The sequence below is a fragment of the Pantoea sp. ICBG 985 genome, assembly GCF_002928365.1.
GTDB classification, from domain to species: Bacteria; Pseudomonadota; Gammaproteobacteria; order Enterobacterales; family Enterobacteriaceae; genus Pantoea; species Pantoea dispersa.
This window is the reverse complement of the sequence record NZ_POWM01000005.1, coordinates 57,599-73,977: the sequence shown is the minus strand read 5'-3', so window position 1 is coordinate 73,977 and position 16,379 is coordinate 57,599. Positions and strand designations below refer to the sequence as shown.

Below are 16,379 nucleotides of genomic sequence, written 5' to 3'. Positions count from 1 at the left end.
CGGGGGAGATCAACCGGGTTTCAGAGCCACTCGCCGTTGCGCACGATGCCTACGGCCAGCCCTTCCACGGTTAGCGACTGTTCACGGGTATCCACGACAATCGGCTGGAAATCATTGTTTTCCGGCAGCAGCTGCACAATCGCGCCCTGCTTCTTCCAGCGTTTCACCGTGACTTCATCATCAATACGCGCAACCACCACCTGGCCATTGCGCACTTCCTGCGTTTTATGCACCGCGAGCAGATCGCCGTCCATAATGCCGATATCTTTCATCGACATACCGCTGACGCGCAGCAGGAAATCGGCAGAGGGTTTGAACAGGTTGGCGTCGACCTGATAGTGGGCTTCGATATGTTCCTGTGCCAGCAGCGGTTCACCGGCGGCGACGCGACCGATCAGTGGCAGCCCTTCACTCGCCTCTTCTTCCATCAGCAGGCGGATACCGCGCGATGCACCGGAGACGATTTCAATGACACCTTTACGCGCCAGCGCTTTCAGGTGCTCTTCAGCAGCGTTAGGCGAGCGGAAGCCCAGTTGCGAAGCAATTTCAGCACGCGTTGGCGGCATGCCGGTCTGATTAATATGGTCGCGAATCAGGTCATAGACCTGTTGCTGCCTGCTGGTTAACGCTTTCATCCCGCCCCCTGGTTGTTTATACAGTCGCTGTGAGTATATACAGGTATTGGCGAAATGAAAACCGAAACAGAGGGAAAAATCAGCGGCTTGATGAATGTGGAATGTTTATCGCAAATGCGACCAAAGCAGCGCGATCCAGACAAACAGAGCCAGTAAGATAGCCAGCAGTACCGCCGCCGAGCCCATGTCTTTGGCGCGTCCCGCCAGCGGATGGCGTTCCTGACCAATACGGTCCACCACGGCTTCGATGGCACTATTAAGGATCTCAACAATGACTACCAGCACCACCGAGCCAATCAGCAACACACGCGTGATGATATCGACATCCAGCCAGCAGGCGATGGCAACCGCGACCAGTGCGGCAATCGCCTCCTGGCGAAAAGCGGCTTCATGCTGCCAGGCAGCGCGCAGCCCCTGCCAGGAATAACCGGCGGCTTTAATGATTCTCAGGAAACCGGTGACGTTATTTGCCATGTTGTGGAACCCTTAACTGTTTTTGACGTCAATGTCTGGGCGCGCGAGGTGGCACAGCCACAGATCTTCGCCGCACTTTCTGGTATGCTTGCCGCGCTTTGCTAACAAGAGGCTTCAAGTTGTCTATGTCAGGTTGGCGTAAACTCTATTACAAATTGTTGAATTTACCACTCTCTATTTTGGTAAAAAGTAAGGTCATTCCGACCGATCCGATCTCGGAACACGGTATCGATCCGACCCGTCCGGTGATGTATGTTTTGCCTTATGATTCAAAGGCGGACCTGCTCACGCTACGCGCACAGTGCCTGAAGCACGATCTGCCGGATCCGCTGGCGCCGCTGGAGATTGACGGCACCCTGCTGCCGCGCCACGTATTTATTCACGATGGGCCGCGCGTCTTCCCCTATTTCGTGGCGAACCCGGAGTCGGTCAAGCTTTTCCATGACTACCTCGATCTGCACCGCAATAATGCGGCGCTGGACGTACAGATGCTGCCGGTTTCCGTGATGTTTGGCCGTGCGCCAGGCCGTGAAATTCAGGGCGAACCGACGCCACATCTGCGTATTCTTAACGGCATACAGAAGTTCTTTGCCATCCTGTGGCACGGTCGCGACAGCTTTGTCCGTTTCTCGCCCACGGTTTCGCTGCGTCAGATGGCCACCGAACACGGTACCGATCAGTCGATCGCGCAGAAACTGGCACGTGTCGCGCGCATTCATTTTGCCCGCCAGCGGCTGGCAGCCGTCGGCCCGCGTCTGCCGGCACGCCAGGATCTGTTCAACAAGCTGCTGCAATCCAAAGCGATTGAGAAAGCGGTTGAAGACGAAGCGCGCAGCAAGAAGATTTCGCATGAAAAAGCGCAGCAGAATGCCATCGAAATGATGGAAGAAGTGGCGGCGGATTTCTCGTACGAAGCGATCCGCGTGACTGACCGTGTGATGGGCTGGCTGTGGAGTCGGCTATATCAGGGCATTAACGTGCACGGCGGCGAACGCGTGCGCCAGCTGGCGCAGGATGGTCACGAAATTGTTTACGTGCCCTGCCACCGCAGCCACATGGATTATCTGCTGCTGTCCTACGTGCTCTATCATCAGGGCCTGGTGCCGCCGCACATTGCTGCCGGTATCAATCTCAACTTCTGGCCAGCCGGACCGATTTTCCGTCGCCTCGGTGCCTTCTTTATTCGTCGTACCTTTAAAGGCAACAAGCTCTACTCCACGGTGTTCCGCGAGTATCTGGGCGAGCTGTTCAGCCGCGGCTATTCGGTTGAGTATTTTGTTGAGGGCGGGCGCTCACGTACTGGCCGTCTGCTCGACCCGAAAACCGGCACGCTGTCGATGACGTTACAGGCGCTGCTGCGCGGCGGCAGCCGTCCTATCACCTTTGTGCCGATCTACATCGGTTATGAGCACGTGATGGAAGTCGGCACTTATGCCAAAGAGCTGCGCGGTGCCGCGAAAGAGAAAGAGGGCTTCATGCAGATGGTGCGCGGCCTGCGCAAGCTGCGTAACCTCGGCCAGGGCTATGTGAACTTCGGTGAGCCGCTGTCGCTGGTTAACTATCTCAATAAACAGGTTCCGGAGTGGCGCGACGCGATTGACCCTATCGATCCTCAGCGTCCGGCGTGGATGACGCCGGTAGTGAACGATATCGCGGCACGTCTGATGGTTCGCATCAACGAAGCCGGCGCGGCCAACGCCATGAACCTGTGCGTGACCGCGCTGCTGGCATCGCGCCAGCGCTCGCTGACGCGTGAACAGCTGACGGAACAGCTGGAGTGCTATACCCAGCTGCTGCGCAATGTGCCGTACTCACCCGAGTCAACCGTGCCGGATCTCAGCGCTGAAGCGCTGCTCGATCACGCCATGGGCATGAACAAGTTCGAGACCGAGCAGGACAGTATTGGCGAGATCATCATTCTGCCGCGCGAGCAGGCGGTGCTGATGACCTACTATCGCAACAACATCCACCATATGCTGGTGATGCCGTCGCTGATTGCCGCTATCGTGCAGCAGCATCGGGAGATCAGCGAGGCGGAACTGCTGCGTCAGGTCAGCCTGGTCTATCCGATGCTGAAGAGCGAACTGTTCCTGCGCTGGGACAGTGCCGAACTGCCGGCCCTGCTGAATGCGCTCTGCGCCGAAATGGCGCGGCAGGGGCTGATTACCGTACAGGAAGGCCAGCTGAAAATGAGTGCGGCGCGTTACCGTACGCTGCAGCTGCTGGCGGCCGGGATTCGTGAAACGCTGCAGCGTTTCGCCATTACCTTCGCCATTCTCAGCGCCAAGCCGACCATTAACCGTGGCACGCTGGAGAAAGAGAGCCGCACGCTGGCTCAGCGTCTGTCAGTGCTGCACGGTATCAATGCGCCGGAGTTCTTTGATAAGGCGGTCTTTACCGCGCTGGTGCTGTCGCTGCGTGATGAAGGCTATATCAGTGATTCCGGTGATGCGGATGCTGAACGTACCAATATGATGTGGCAGATGCTGGCCGAACTGGTCACCAGCGATGTCCGTCTGACCATTGAGAGTGCCGTGGCGCACGACTAATGGACGACTGGAAACCGCGGCGCATCTGTCACACGCCAGATTGCGCCGCGGTTTTCGTTGTCAGAATTCAGACGCGGAAAGAACGCGCTTCCCACTGCGGCGACCGACGCACCGCCGGGGTTAATCACCCCACCATCAAAACAGCGCGACAAACGGCTGGGTATTGAGCAGCACGCCAATAAACAGCACCAGGCCAACGTAGTTGTTGTTGAGGAATGCCTGGAAGCACAGCTCACGTTCACGCCCGGCGATCAGTTTCTGCTGATGCACAAACAGCCCGCCCGCCAGCAGCAGCGACCAGTAAAACGCACCGTTCAGATGCAGTAAAATGCCCACCAGCGCCATCAGGCCCAGCGCGGCCAGCTGTAACAGCCCGATAATCAGCTTGTCGTAACGCCCAAACAGAATCGCCGTCGATTTCACGCCAATCTTCAGATCGTCGTCGCGGTCAACCATGGCGTACTGGGTGTCATAAGCCACCGTCCAGCAAATATTGGCAAGAAACACCAGCCAGCAGACAAAGGGTAAGGACTCACTAACCGCCGCCCAGCCCATCGGAATCGCCCAGCCAAACGCCGCGCCCAGCACCACCTGTGGCAGATGGGTATAGCGTTTCATAAAGGGATAAACCCACGCCAGCGCCAGCCCGCCAAATGACAACAGAATAGTCATGCGGTTCATGGTCAGCACCAGCAGGAACGCCAGCAGACCGAGGCCGGCGAACAGCAGCTTCGCCTCTTTCTCCGTCACTGCACCGCTGGCTAACGGTCGCGCGGCGGTGCGTTTCACGTGGCCGTCGACGTTACGGTCGGCGTAATCATTAATCACGCAGCCCGCCGCGCGCATCACAAATACGCCGAGGACGAACACCAGCAGCACCGACAGCGGCGGAATCGCCATGCCGGACAGCCACAGTGCCCACAGCGTCGGCCACAGCAGCAGCAGCGTGCCAATCGGTTTATCAATACGCATCAGGCGACTATAGGCCTGCCATTTGCTCATGGTTAAAGTCTTTTGCACGGGGCGTTATCCTTGCTTCAGCGCGCGGTACAGCGGCGACGCCGGTAAAAACAGTTCAGTTAACAGCAGCGGTTTTCCGGACAGGCGCAGCCGCGAGCGGCGTCCCCACAGGTCATCAATCTGGCCCGGATCGATAAAATCGCGGCTCAGCGTCGAGGAGGAAAACAGATAGCGTCCCAGCGGTCGCGTGCCGAGATTTTGCAGCATCTGTTCCGGGCCGTTCAGCGTGCTCTCCGGCACCACGGTACGGCCAATCAGCCAGGGTTCATTGTCACCGCACAGCACGATTTCACGCAGCCAGAAGCGCGTGTCGGCAGGCAGAAACGCCGCTTCCTGCGGCATCTCATCGGCGGTAATGAACGCTTCCCGCAGCAGTTGTACGGTAACCTGCTGGCAGTGCTGCTCAAAGCGGCGCGTCATTGAGTCTTCTTCCAGCAGCCAGTCAAGCAGCGGCGGTGAAAGTAACGGGGAAGAGGCTGGCAGCCAGTGCAGTGCGCGTAACTGGCGCAGCGCGTCATGCGACATCAGGACATCTCCGGTAAAAAAGTTGCCCTAGTGTAGCGCACCGCGCTCAGCGTGACACATCTGCTTGTGCCACGCTGGCGTCGCGGGAGGAATTACTCGCGTTTCAGGCGGTTACTGTTGGCCAGCCACAGCGTCACCACCAGAATCAAAATGGCCGCCGAGTAGCACAACGTATCGAAAGGATTTTTATGGTCGACAATGATCAGACGAATAATCGCCGTGATCCCGATATAGACGAAGTAGCGCAGCGGAAAGTGATAGCCGGACTGAAAGTACTTCACAATCAGCGCGATAAACTCGAAATAGAGAAAGTAGATCACAATGCCTTCGATCAGCAGATACGAGGACGCCTGCTCACCGGTGCTGAACAGCACATTCGCCAGGTGAATGGTCTCTTTACCAAGAAACACCACCAGAATAACGGCCAGAATCACCAGGCCAATGTTCAGTACCCACTGTAATACCGAAGCAATAAGCTGCCCCGCCGCTGGTTTTGTTGTCATTATTTTGCGCCTCAGATGACGAGATTCTTCTGGCGCTATCATGCTGTAATGTGATCTAAATCACAATACATCACACCTCAACATCAACGCATAGCGCGTCATAACGCCAGTACTCGCAGTCGCAGTCAATCACCCGCTTATGCTGGTCACGGTTGATACGCGTAATCAGCAGGCCGGGCGTACCGCTCGCCACGTTCAGTGCGGGCGCCGCCCGTGCCGGTAGCGGGCCGGGTACAATAGTAAATCGCGCACCGCCGTAGTGAATGCCGTAGCGCTGGTCATACAAATCGGTCAGCGAGCGGGTGAGATCTTCACGCAGCAGGCCAGGAAAGAAGGCCGGATTGAGGTAGTGCTCGACGTACAGCACCGCGCGGCCATCAATGCGGCGCAGGCGGCGAATGCGGTACACCTGATCGCCTTCCAGCAGTTGCAGATGACGCGCAATTGCCAGCTGCGCCGGCACCTCGCGCGCCTCCATCACCTCAGTGCTGGCAATGCGCCCCTGCTGCAGCGCCATGGCGTGAAAGTGGCTGTGATGTGCCGGGTTATAGATGAGACGCGGCGGCGCAATAAACCAGCCGCGCCGTAATTCGCGGTAGATGACGCCCTGCGCTTCCAGCAGGCCAAGCGCTTCACGCAGCGTGATGCGCGTGGTGGAATATTGTTCGCTCAACGCGCGCTCGGCCGGCAATCGTCTGGTGACAAACTCTCCGTTTTCAATCCGTTCGCATAGTGCGGCGGCGATCACATCTGCGGTTTTCGACGACATTTTTTTCAGCCTCATTTTGGGGCAAATCTGCACTATGACAGTTCGATGACTACAATGTGACAAGGCACATCCCACGCTTTAGCGCGCTGTAACCGCATGTGGAACGACGCGCCACATCCCATTTCAACACCCCGGTCATAAAACCTTCATCTATCCGGGCTACATTGGCTCGGTTCTTGCTGGACTAGACCACGACGACCCACAACTTACACCCGGAGCAATCGAGATGAAAGCGTTTATCTCTTCTGTAGTAGCCAGTGCTGTTCTGCTTGCGCTGCCCGCCGCGCATGCCGCCGATAACGATGTTGCCGCACTGGAAAAAGCCGCGCGCGCCGAAGGCCAGGTTAACAGCGTCGGTATGCCTGACACCTGGGCTAACTGGAAAGATACCTGGAACGATCTCAGCACCAAATATGGTCTGAAGCACAGCGATACCGATATGTCTTCGGCGCAGGAGCTGGCGAAGTTTGCCGCCGAGCAGGATAACGCCAGCGCCGATATCGGCGACGTGGGCGCCGCTTTCGGTCCGATTGCCGTCGCCAAAGGCGTGGCGCAACCCTATAAACCGACGCACTGGGATCAGATTCCGGCATGGGCGAAAGACGCCGATGGCAACTGGATGCTGGCCTACACCGGCACCATCGCTTTCCTGATCGACAAGCAGCAGGTGAAAGACGCACCGCACAGCTGGGCCGATCTGAAAAAAGGTAAGTATGTGGTCACTATCGGCGACGTCGGCACGGCAGCTCAGGCGGCAAACGGCGTCCTCGCCGCCAGCTATGCGCTGGGCGGTGACGAGAAGAACATCAAGCCGGCGCTGGCGTTCTTTGGCGAGCTGGCGAAACAGGGCCGCCTTGGCGTGACCGATCCGGTGATCGCCAACATCGAAAAAGGTGAGATTCAGGTCGCCGTGGTGTGGGACTTCAACGGCCTGAACTACCGCGATCAGATTGATAAAAATCGCTACGAAGTGGTGATTCCGTCGGACGGGTCCGTGACTTCTGGCTACACCACCATTATCAACAAATACGCCCGCCACCCGAACGCGGCGAAGCTGGCGCGTGAATACATTCTGTCGGATGAGGGCCAGATCAACCTGGCGAAAGGCTATGCGCGCCCGATTCGCGCCGAGCATTTAACGCTGCCGGCAGACGTGCAGGCCAAGCTGCTGCCACAGTCCGAATACAAAAATGCCCGCCCGATCAAAGATCAGGCTGCCTGGGATAAGACCTCAAAACTGCTGCCGCGTCTGTGGCAGGAGAATGTAGTGATTAACATGAAGCAGTAACGCAGACGTTTTGCCAGTCGCACATACCGTAGCGGCGCGATGTATCGCGCATCCGTTTTCCGGCAATGCGCAATACATTGCGCCGGTACCTATCACCAATTTTTACAGGGTGCGCATTCATGCGCACCTGAGGGAGCGGGGATGAAAACAATCCTGGTGGTACTCGATGGGCTGAGTAATCAGGTGGCGCAGCACGCCATGGGCTATCTGTTTGCCGAATGCAAACAGGGCAACGGTCACTATTACACGCTGACCTGCGAACTGCCGTCGCTGTCGCGTCCGCTGTACGAATGCATTCTGACCGGCATTCCGCCGGTGCGCAGCGGCATCATTCACAACGGCGTCAATCGCCTGAGCACTCAGCGCAGTATCTTCCACTACGCGCGCGACGCCGGACTCACTACCGCCGCTGCCGCTTATCACTGGGTGAGCGAACTGTATAACCGCTCGCCGTTCAACGCCGCGCGCGATCGCCACACTAACGCGCCCGACCTGCCGATCCAGTACGGCCATTTCTACTGGGACGACGGTTACCCCGACTCGCATCTGTTTGAGGATGCCGAAAGCCTGCGCCTGCAGCACGATCCCGATTTCCTGCTGATTCACCCAATGAACATCGACGATGCCGGGCACAAGCACAGCCTGTCATCATCGCAGTACCGTAACCGGGCACGAATGGCGGATGGCTATCTGTCGCAGTGGATGCCCGGCTGGCTGGCCGCCGGTTATCAGGTGATTGTCACCGCCGATCACGGCATGAACGACGATCGCTCGCACGGCGGTATTCTGCCGGAAGAGACGCAGGTGCCGCTGTTTGTTTTTGGCCGCAGCTTCTCGCTGCAGCCCGACCTTGAACCGCAGCAAACCGACCTGTGCGGCACCGTCTGCACCCTGCTCGGCGTCCCACACGACAAACCGCTGTGTCGTGATCTGCTGGCGGAGCCGCGCTGATGAAGGGCAAAACCCTGGCCTCGCTGCTGCTGCTGCCGTTCGTGCTGTTCTGGATCGCCTTCCAGCTCGCGCCGCTGCTGTGGATTGCCATCAACAGCTTCTGGAGCGATATCAATGAGCGCTGGGGCATCGATAACTACAGCGATATCCTCACTTCACCGTTCTACCTGCAGGCTTTTCGCCTGTCGCTGGATATTTCGCTGTGGTCGAGCGTTTACGGCCTGCTGATCGCGCTGCTTGCCGGTTATTCGCTGCACAAGCTCGGCACCGGGCGTTTTCAGCGCTTTTTGCTGTCGTTCACCAATATGACCAGCAACTTCGCCGGCGTGCCGCTGGCCTTCGCCTTTGTCATCCTGCTCGGACTTAACGGCTGCCTGACGCTGCTGCTGCGCCACTACGGCTGGCTGAACAGCTTTAAGCTGTTTTCGCGCGACGGCATGGTGCTGGTTTACACCTGGTTCCAGATTCCGCTCGGTATTCTGCTGCTCTACCCGGCGTTTGACGGGCTGCGGAAAGACTGGGAAGAGTCGGCGGCACTGCTCGGTGCCAGCCGCTGGCGCTACTGGTGGCACATCGGCCTGCCGATTCTGTTTCCGGCGCTGCTCGGCACCTTCGTGATTTTACTGGCCAACGCGCTGGGCGCCTACGCCACCATTTACGCGCTGACCACCGGCAACTTCAACGTGGTGCCGGTGCGCATCGCCGCGCTGGTGTCAGGCGATATCTCGCTCGATCCCAATACCGGCGGCGCGCTGGCGATGCTGCTGGTGCTGATTATGGCGCTGATTACCGTGGTGCAGCAGTATCTGGTGCGTCGCAGCTATCTGCATGCCCGCGTACAGGAGTCCTGACATGTCTCGCGTCGAAAAACTCTACCACCGCCTGATTGTCTGGCTGCTGCTGATCGTGCTCGCCGCACCGCTGCTGGCGACGCTGCTGTACGGCATCTCCAGCGAGTGGAGCGATACCATTCTGCCGCAGGGCTTTACCCTGAAGTGGCTGACGCAGCTGTGGAGCGATCCTCGCTTCCTCACCGCGCTCGGTCATTCACTGCTGATCTGCGTGGGTGCGCTGCTGTTCTCCCTGCTGCTGGTGCTGCCTGCGATGTTTGTAATCGCTTACTACTATCCAAAACTGGACGCGGTGATGAACGTGCTGATTCTGATGCCGTTTGCCGTGCCGCCAGTGGTCTCGTCGGTCGGGCTGCTGCAGCTCTACTCCTCGGGCCCGCTGATGCTGACCGGCACGCCCTGGATTCTCATCGGCTGTTACTTCACCATTGCGTTGCCGTTTATCTACCGCGCCATTGCCAACAATATGCAGGCCATCAACCTGAAAGAGCTGATTGACGCGGCTCATCTGCTGGGCGCCAGCACCTGGCAGGCAGCCCTGTTTGTGGTGCTGCCAAATCTGCGCAAAGGGGTGTTTATTGCCGTGCTGCTCTCCTTCTCCTTTCTGATTGGTGAGTTTGTCTTTGCTAACCTGCTGGTCGGCACCCGCTATGAAACGCTGCAGGTTTATCTCTACAACATGCGCAACGGCAGCGGGCATTTCACCAGCGCGCTGGTGATCTCTTATTTTGCGGTTGTCCTGCTGGTCACCTGGCTGGCCAATGCCCTCAATCCTGAACGAGGCTGACCATGAGTTACCTGAACGTTACCCAACTGAATAAAAGCTACGGCCCCACCACCATTTTTGAAAACATCGATTTCAGCGCCGACGAAGGTGAGTTTGTCACCCTGCTCGGCCCGAGCGGCTGCGGCAAGTCAACGCTGCTGCGCTGCATCGCCGGCCTGACCGATGTCGACAGCGGCACCATTCTGCTGCAGGGCCAGGATCTGGTGCCGTTGCCGCCGCAGAAACGTACCATTGGCATGGTGTTCCAGAGCTATGCGCTGTTTCCCAATATGACGGTAGAGAAGAACGTCGCGTTTGGCCTGAAGATGCAGAAACTGCCCGCCGGCGAGATTCAGCAACGCGTGATGGAAGCGCTGGCGCTGGTGGAGCTGACCGACTTCGCGCGCCGCTATCCGCACCAGCTGTCGGGTGGTCAGTGTCAACGCGTGGCGCTGGCGCGTTCGCTGGTGACGCGGCCGCGTCTGCTGCTGCTGGATGAACCGCTGTCGGCGCTGGACGCCCGCATTCGCCGCCATCTGCGCGAGCAGATTCGCCACATTCAGCAGGAGCTGAAGCTAACCACCATTTTTGTCACCCACGATCAGGAAGAGGCGCTGACGCTGTCGGACCGTATTGTGCTGATGAACCGCGGTCGCATTGTGCAAAACGGCAACGCGGAAACGCTCTATACCCAGCCGGTGGATCTGTTCGCCGCGGGCTTTATTGGCAACTACAACCTGCTGAGTGCCGAACAGGCAACGCAGCTGACCGGTCAGCCGTTCAGCAGCCAGGTGGCGATTCGTCCGGAATCCATCCAGCTGTGCGCACCGCAGGCAGGCATCGCGGCCACCATTCTCAGCCATAGCCTGCTCGGGAACGTGATCCGCTATCGCGTGCTGGCGAATCAGGTCGAGTTGTCGGTGGATGTGCTCAACCGCAGCGTGGCAGATTTACACCCCGCCGGCATGCAGATTGGACTACAGTTAGAGATGTCGACGTTGCGCCAGGTCGCTTAAATTAAACGAAAAATTGGCAACGCAGCGCGACGCAGGTATTTATCGGCTGTGCTTATCGCCAGGCAGGCAGCCGCCTGTTTTCTGCCTGGCGCATAGGAGCCTTTATTCGTGCTAACCCTGCTTAACCTTCTCTCCGCCGTCGCCCTGCTGGTATGGGGCACCCACATTGTCCGCACCGGCGTGATGCGCGTGTACGGTGCCGATCTGCGTCGCGTGTTAAGCCGCAGCGTGGAAAAAAAGCCGATGGCCTTTCTTGCCGGGATTGGCGTTACCGCGCTGGTGCAGAGCAGTAACGCCACCACGTTATTAGTCACCTCGTTTGTGGCGCAGAATCTGGTCAGCCTGACGCCCGCGCTGGTGGTGGTGCTGGGAGCCGACGTCGGTACCGCCATCATGGCGCGCATCCTGACCTTCGATCTCTCCTGGCTGTCGCCGCTGTTTATCTTTTTTGGCGTGGTATTTTTCCTCAGCCGCAAACAGACGCGCGCCGGTCAGATCGGACGCGCGGCCATCGGCCTCGGGCTGATTCTGCTGGCGCTGCAGCTGATTGTCGCCGCCGCCAAACCCATTACCCAGGCCGCCGGCGTGCAGGTACTGTTCTCCACGCTGACCGGCGATATCATGCTGGATGCGCTGATTGGCGCGGTATTCGCCATCATCAGCTACTCCAGCCTGGCTGCGGTGCTGATTACCGCCACGCTGACCGCCACCGGCGTTATCTCGTTCAAAGTGGCGCTGTGTCTGGTGATTGGCGCTAACCTCGGCAGCGGCTTGCTGGCGATGATCAACGCCAGCGGATCGAATGCTGCCGGCAAGCGGGTGGCGCTCGGTAGCCTGTTGTTCAAGCTGATTGGCAGCATCGTTATTTTGCCGTTTGTCGATTACATCGCCGATCTGCTGGATAAGCTGCCGGTTAACGATGAAGAGATGGTGATCTTCTTCCACGTGTTCTACAACCTGGTGCGCTGTCTGGTGATGGTGCCGTTTGCCGAACCAATGGCGCGCCTGTGCCGCCGCATGATCGCCGACGATGCGGAAAACCAGACCCATCTCAAACCTAAACACCTCGACAGCAGCGCGCTGGATACCCCGGCGCTGGCGCTGGCCAACGCGGCGCGGGAGACGCTGCGCATTGGCGATGTAGTGGAGCAGATGCTGGAGAGCTTCAACAAGGTGGTGATGGGCGAACTGCGCGAGGAGCGCGCAGTGCGGCGGCTGGATGATGATGTGGATGTGCTGTACACCGCCATTAAGCTCTATCTGGCGCGCATGCCGAAGGAGGATCTGGCGGAAGAGGATTCACGCCGCTGGGCCGAGGTGATTGAGATGGCGCTGAATCTGGAGCAGGCAGGCGACATTATCGAGCGCATGAGCGCCGACGTGGCGGACAAATCGCTGCAGGCGCGCCGGGCGTTTTCGCCGGAAGGGCTGGAAGAGCTGAATTCGCTGCAGGAGCAGGTGTTAAGCAACCTGCGCCTGAGCCTGTCGGTGTTTCTGTCACACGACGTCACCAGCGCCAAGCGCCTGCGCCGTGCCAAGCACCGTTTCCGCATCCTGATTCGCCGTTATTCCCACGCCCACGTCGAGCGCCTGCACCGGCAGAATGTGCAAAGCATCGAAACCAGTTCGCTGCATTTAGGTTTGCTGGGAGATATGAAGCGCCTGAATTCGCTGTTCTGCGCGGTGGCGTACACTGTGCTGGACCAGCCGGACGATGAGCGCGAGGTGGATTGATCATTTTTACAACGCGCGATAAATCGCGCCGCTACAGGCTGTGCATTAATCTGTAACGGCGCAATTTATTGCGCATTGCCATTACGACAACAAACTAAACGCGATCATCCCGACGATGGCGCCGGTGGTGCCGAGAATCGTCTCCATCAGCGTCCAGGTCTTCAGCGTCTCGCCTTCGGTGGCACCGGTGAAGCGACCAAACAGCCAGAAACCGGCATCGTTGACGTGGCTGATAATAATCGAGCCGCCGCCGATGCAGATCGACAGCGCCGCCAGCTGCGCACCGCTGTAATGCAACGGTTCAATCACCGGCATCACCAGACCGACGGTGGTTAAACAGGCCACCGTGGCCGAGCCCTGAATCACCCGAATCGCGCCGGAGAGAATAAAACAGGCCAGCGCAATCGGCATGCCGGCACCGGTCAGCGCGTGGCCCAGCACCGGGCCAACGCCGGAATCCACCAGCACCTGCTTGAACACGCCGCCCGCACCAATCACCAGCAGGATAATCCCCGCCGGCTGCAGCGCGCTGCCGCATACCTGCATCACCTTCTCTTTATCCATGCCCTGACGGTAAGCCAGGCCGTAAATCGCTACCAGCAGCGCCAGCAGGATGGCGGTAAACGGATGGCCGATAAACTCCAGCCATGCATACAGACGTGAATCCGGTGTGGTAAAGCGCGCGCCGATGGTTTTCAGCCCGACCAGCAGCAGCGGGAACAGAATCAGCGACAGGCTAAAGCCAAACGACGGCAGCTGGCCCTCGCTGACGTCCGGCTGATGATCTTCCGGCGGCGCGCTGAACGTCACATGGCGCGCAATCAGGTTGCCGAACAGCGGACCGGCAATCAGCATGCCGGGGATCGCCGCGCACAGCCCCAGCAGGATCATCCAGCCAAAGTCAGCGTGCATCTGCGCCGCCAGCAGCATCGGTGCCGGTCCGGGCAGCAAAAAGGCCGCCGCGGCGGCGACACCGGCAAACAGCGGGATCACCAGTTTAACCAGATTATCGTGGGTACGACGTGCCACCGCGAAGGCGATGCTGATCAACAACACCACGGCCACTTCAAAGAACAGCGGCAGCGCACAGATCAGCCCGGCAATGCCCATCGCATAGTGCGCGCGCCGCTCGCCAAAGGTTTTCAGCATGCGAATGGCGATCTGATCGACCGCACCGGTTTCATGCAGAATTTTGCCGAACATGGCGCCCAGCGCCACCACAATGGCGAGAAAGCCGAGCGTGCCGCCCATGCCTTTTTGCATGGTCTCGGCAATTTTATCCAGCGGCATACCGGAGAACAGACCGGCACCCATCGATACTAACATCAGGGCGACAAAGGCGTGCATCCGCGCTTTCATCACCAAAAACAGCAGCAGCAGGACAGAGCCTGCTGCGGTTAACACCAGCGTTGCGGTACTCATGACTAGCCCTTGTTGATTGCGCCCTCGATGGTCGCAACCGTGGCCGCAACTACCTCATCCAGTGAGTGATTGATATCGACAACCAGTACATCCGGCTCGTCGGCACCCGGTTCCTGCAGGGTTTCAAACTGTGTCACCAGCATCTGCGGTTTGAAGAAGTGGCCTTTGCGCGCCTTGAGACGAGACTCAATGGTGGCAAAATCACCCTTCAGATAGATGAATTTCAGGTTGTGATTGCCCTGACGCAGGATGTCACGATAGGACTTTTTCAGCGCTGAACAGACGATGATCGAGATCGCCTGGGTACGCTGCATCGCGAACGCCGCATCATTCAGCGCCTGCAGCCACGGCTGGCGATCGTCGTCGTTCAGCGGATGGCCTTCCGCCATTTTGGTAATGTTGCTGCGCGGATGCAGGAAGTCACCATCCAGAAACGCGGTGCTGAGCTGATGAGACACCTGATTGGCGACGGCAGACTTTCCGCTGCCGGAAACACCCATCAGGATAAAGACGTGGTGCGATGGAGATGGCGTGGTCATGGTTTTGCGCTCCGGCAGGTTAAGCTGCCAATGTTACCGATAACAATTTTGATTGCCATTGTCCGAGCGCACTCAGACGCTGGCAACCCTTGTCAGGCGGAAAAGCACGAAAGTGTGAACTGACTCAAAAAATCGCCAAAATCAGATGCTGCCACCTTCGGCAATCTCAAAACCGACATCCAGCGGCGCGGTCACGCTGCGATCGCCGCCAATCCGCGCCAGCAGCATGGCGGCTGATTCACGCCCCATGCGTTCGCGTGGCGTCAGCACCGTAGCCAGCCGCGGATTGACCACCTGCGTGATGTCGTGGCCGTGAAAGCCGGCGATCGCCATCTGCTCCGGCACGCGCAACCCCTGGCGCTGGCACTCAAACATCGCGCCTACCGCCAGGTCATCATTGGTACAGAACAGGCTGTCAGTGTGCGGATAGCGCTTCTGCGCCTCGCGCAGCAACTGGGCACCGGCGCTGAAGGAGGAGGCATCTTCCATCATGACGCTGTGTGGCGTCAGCCCGGCTTCGCGCATCGCCTGTTCGTAGCCCTGCTGCTTTTGCAGCGTACGCTCATCGAGGCGCGCGCCCAGATAGACGGTGTGACGATGGCCTTTCCTGAGGATAGCATGCGTCATCTGCCGCGCCGCCTCGACGTTGTCGAAGCCCACGGCCATATCAAGACACGGCGTGACGCAATCCATCATTTCGATCACCGGAATGCCCGCCACTTCCAGCATGCGCAGCGTGCCCGGCGTGTGGGAACGTTCGGTCAGGATCACGCCATCAATGTTCCAGCCCAGCAGCGAACGCAGCTGCAGCTCCTCTTTGTGCGGGTTATAGCCGAAGTGCGCCACCAGCGTCTGATAGCCCGCTTCATCGGTCACGGTTTCAATGCCGCGCAGCACGTCGGCAAACACCTGGTTGGTGAGCGAGGGTAGCAACACGCCAATCGCGCGGCTGGTGGCGTTAGAGAGCATGTCGGGCGCACGGTTGGGGATATAGCCGAGTTCATCCAGCGCCACGGCGATTTTGTCGCGCAGCGCCGCAGAGACCTGATCGGGGTTCCGCAGGTAGCGGCTGACGGTCATTTTTGTGATGCCGACGCGATCGGCAACATCCTGTAATACCGGTCTTTTCTTCTTCATCGTGTGCGCCTGAGGTCAGAGATACGCTGAGTTTATCATTTTTTTGTCATGTTATGCCGTTGCGGCCACGGAAGGAGAAGAGGGATAAAATGCTGAGGACGGCGTTCGGCTGAGGCGCAGGCAAAAAAAAGCCAGCACCCGAGCTGGCTAAGAAACACTGGAAGCAATGTGAGCAATGTCGTGCTTACCCGGTTTGTCAG

At 58.6% G+C, this 16,379-nt stretch carries 16 protein-coding genes; 7 read left to right on the top strand and 9 right to left on the bottom strand.

What is annotated here, in order from left to right; all coding sequences use genetic code 11:
* Nucleotides 1-20: 20 nt before the first annotated feature.
* Together lexA and C1Y42_RS15655 are read right to left on the bottom strand one after the other, a co-directional pair.
* A complete protein-coding gene (gene lexA, locus C1Y42_RS15660) occupies nucleotides 21-635 on the bottom strand; it encodes a transcriptional repressor LexA (protein WP_031279762.1) in 615 nt (204 codons plus the stop codon).
* Nucleotides 636-740: 105 nt separating this feature from the next.
* A complete protein-coding gene (locus C1Y42_RS15655) occupies nucleotides 741-1,109 on the bottom strand; it encodes a diacylglycerol kinase (RefSeq protein ID WP_058780895.1) in 369 nt (122 codons plus the stop codon).
* A gap of 125 nt (nucleotides 1,110-1,234) precedes the next feature.
* Here C1Y42_RS15655 and plsB point away from each other — a divergent pair, with 125 nt between their 5' ends.
* Nucleotides 1,235-3,658 (top strand): glycerol-3-phosphate 1-O-acyltransferase PlsB, encoded by a 2,424-nt coding sequence (gene plsB / locus C1Y42_RS15650; RefSeq protein WP_031279763.1) that lies wholly within the window; start codon nucleotides 1,235-1,237, stop codon nucleotides 3,656-3,658.
* 135 nt (nucleotides 3,659-3,793) lie between these two features.
* Here the strand turns inward: plsB and ubiA are convergent, their stop codons facing one another.
* The 4 genes from ubiA to C1Y42_RS15630 form a co-directional block, all read right to left on the bottom strand.
* The gene (gene ubiA / locus C1Y42_RS15645; RefSeq protein ID WP_021507861.1) at nucleotides 3,794-4,660 is read right to left on the bottom strand and encodes a 4-hydroxybenzoate octaprenyltransferase; all 867 of its coding nucleotides are present in this window, start codon (nucleotides 4,658-4,660) and stop codon (nucleotides 3,794-3,796) included.
* Between the two features lie 24 nt (nucleotides 4,661-4,684).
* Nucleotides 4,685-5,203, bottom strand: a complete 519-nt coding sequence (ubiC, locus tag C1Y42_RS15640; RefSeq protein WP_010616617.1) for a chorismate lyase — start codon at nucleotides 5,201-5,203, stop codon at nucleotides 4,685-4,687.
* Nucleotides 5,204-5,295: 92 nt separating this feature from the next.
* Complete coding sequence (gene psiE, locus C1Y42_RS15635; protein WP_010616618.1) at nucleotides 5,296-5,706, bottom strand: phosphate-starvation-inducible protein PsiE; 411 nt, start codon at nucleotides 5,704-5,706, stop codon at nucleotides 5,296-5,298.
* Nucleotides 5,707-5,776: 70 nt separating this feature from the next.
* A complete protein-coding gene (locus tag C1Y42_RS15630; protein WP_021507862.1) occupies nucleotides 5,777-6,475 on the bottom strand; it encodes a UTRA domain-containing protein in 699 nt (232 codons plus the stop codon).
* 226 nt (nucleotides 6,476-6,701) lie between these two features.
* Here C1Y42_RS15630 and C1Y42_RS15625 point away from each other — a divergent pair, with 226 nt between their 5' ends.
* The 6 genes from C1Y42_RS15625 (at nucleotide 6,702) to C1Y42_RS15600 (ending at nucleotide 13,081) form a co-directional block, all read left to right on the top strand.
* The gene (locus C1Y42_RS15625; RefSeq protein ID WP_058770009.1) at nucleotides 6,702-7,763 is read left to right on the top strand and encodes an ABC transporter substrate-binding protein; all 1,062 of its coding nucleotides are present in this window, start codon (nucleotides 6,702-6,704) and stop codon (nucleotides 7,761-7,763) included.
* Between the two features lie 141 nt (nucleotides 7,764-7,904).
* Nucleotides 7,905-8,714: an alkaline phosphatase family protein gene (locus tag C1Y42_RS15620; RefSeq protein WP_104093907.1), complete on the top strand. Its 810-nt coding sequence runs from the start codon at nucleotides 7,905-7,907 to the stop codon at nucleotides 8,712-8,714.
* Entirely contained in the window at nucleotides 8,714-9,565 is an 852-nt protein-coding gene (locus tag C1Y42_RS15615) for an ABC transporter permease subunit (protein ID WP_104093906.1), read from the top strand. The genes C1Y42_RS15620 and C1Y42_RS15615 overlap by 1 nt, the downstream gene beginning before the upstream one ends.
* A 1-nt stretch (nucleotide 9,566) precedes the next feature.
* Nucleotides 9,567-10,352 (top strand): ABC transporter permease, encoded by a 786-nt coding sequence (locus C1Y42_RS15610; protein ID WP_058757571.1) that lies wholly within the window; start codon nucleotides 9,567-9,569, stop codon nucleotides 10,350-10,352.
* Nucleotides 10,353-10,354: 2 nt separating this feature from the next.
* Nucleotides 10,355-11,347 (top strand): ABC transporter ATP-binding protein, encoded by a 993-nt coding sequence (locus C1Y42_RS15605; protein WP_021507867.1) that lies wholly within the window; start codon nucleotides 10,355-10,357, stop codon nucleotides 11,345-11,347.
* Between the two features lie 108 nt (nucleotides 11,348-11,455).
* Complete coding sequence (locus tag C1Y42_RS15600) at nucleotides 11,456-13,081, top strand: Na/Pi cotransporter family protein (RefSeq protein WP_031279764.1); 1,626 nt, start codon at nucleotides 11,456-11,458, stop codon at nucleotides 13,079-13,081.
* Between the two features lie 81 nt (nucleotides 13,082-13,162).
* Here the strand turns inward: C1Y42_RS15600 and gntU are convergent, their stop codons facing one another.
* The 3 genes from gntU to gntR form a co-directional block, all read right to left on the bottom strand.
* A complete protein-coding gene (gene gntU, locus C1Y42_RS15595) occupies nucleotides 13,163-14,503 on the bottom strand; it encodes a gluconate transporter (RefSeq protein ID WP_021507994.1) in 1,341 nt (446 codons plus the stop codon).
* A 2-nt stretch (nucleotides 14,504-14,505) separates the two neighbouring features.
* Entirely contained in the window at nucleotides 14,506-15,042 is a 537-nt protein-coding gene (gntK, locus tag C1Y42_RS15590) for a gluconokinase (RefSeq protein WP_010615889.1), read from the bottom strand.
* A 141-nt stretch (nucleotides 15,043-15,183) separates the two neighbouring features.
* Entirely contained in the window at nucleotides 15,184-16,179 is a 996-nt protein-coding gene (gene gntR / locus C1Y42_RS15585) for a gluconate operon transcriptional repressor GntR (RefSeq protein ID WP_021507996.1), read from the bottom strand.
* Nucleotides 16,180-16,379: the final 200 nt, after the last annotated feature.

Coding starts and splice junctions, on each gene's coding strand:
- lexA (WP_031279762.1), bottom strand. CDS start 635: ATGAAAGCGTTAACCAGCAGGCAGCAACAGGTCTATGACCTGATTCGC.
- C1Y42_RS15655 (WP_058780895.1), bottom strand. CDS start 1,109: ATGGCAAATAACGTCACCGGTTTCCTGAGAATCATTAAAGCCGCCGGT.
- plsB (WP_031279763.1), top strand. CDS start 1,235: ATGTCAGGTTGGCGTAAACTCTATTACAAATTGTTGAATTTACCACTC.
- ubiA (WP_021507861.1), bottom strand. CDS start 4,660: ATGAGCAAATGGCAGGCCTATAGTCGCCTGATGCGTATTGATAAACCG.
- ubiC (WP_010616617.1), bottom strand. CDS start 5,203: ATGTCGCATGACGCGCTGCGCCAGTTACGCGCACTGCACTGGCTGCCA.
- psiE (WP_010616618.1), bottom strand. CDS start 5,706: ATGACAACAAAACCAGCGGCGGGGCAGCTTATTGCTTCGGTATTACAG.
- C1Y42_RS15630 (WP_021507862.1), bottom strand. CDS start 6,475: ATGTCGTCGAAAACCGCAGATGTGATCGCCGCCGCACTATGCGAACGG.
- C1Y42_RS15625 (WP_058770009.1), top strand. CDS start 6,702: ATGAAAGCGTTTATCTCTTCTGTAGTAGCCAGTGCTGTTCTGCTTGCG.
- C1Y42_RS15620 (WP_104093907.1), top strand. CDS start 7,905: ATGAAAACAATCCTGGTGGTACTCGATGGGCTGAGTAATCAGGTGGCG.
- C1Y42_RS15615 (WP_104093906.1), top strand. CDS start 8,714: ATGAAGGGCAAAACCCTGGCCTCGCTGCTGCTGCTGCCGTTCGTGCTG.
- C1Y42_RS15610 (WP_058757571.1), top strand. CDS start 9,567: ATGTCTCGCGTCGAAAAACTCTACCACCGCCTGATTGTCTGGCTGCTG.
- C1Y42_RS15605 (WP_021507867.1), top strand. CDS start 10,355: ATGAGTTACCTGAACGTTACCCAACTGAATAAAAGCTACGGCCCCACC.
- gntU (WP_021507994.1), bottom strand. CDS start 14,503: ATGAGTACCGCAACGCTGGTGTTAACCGCAGCAGGCTCTGTCCTGCTG.
- gntK (WP_010615889.1), bottom strand. CDS start 15,042: ATGACCACGCCATCTCCATCGCACCACGTCTTTATCCTGATGGGTGTT.
- gntR (WP_021507996.1), bottom strand. CDS start 16,179: ATGAAGAAGAAAAGACCGGTATTACAGGATGTTGCCGATCGCGTCGGC.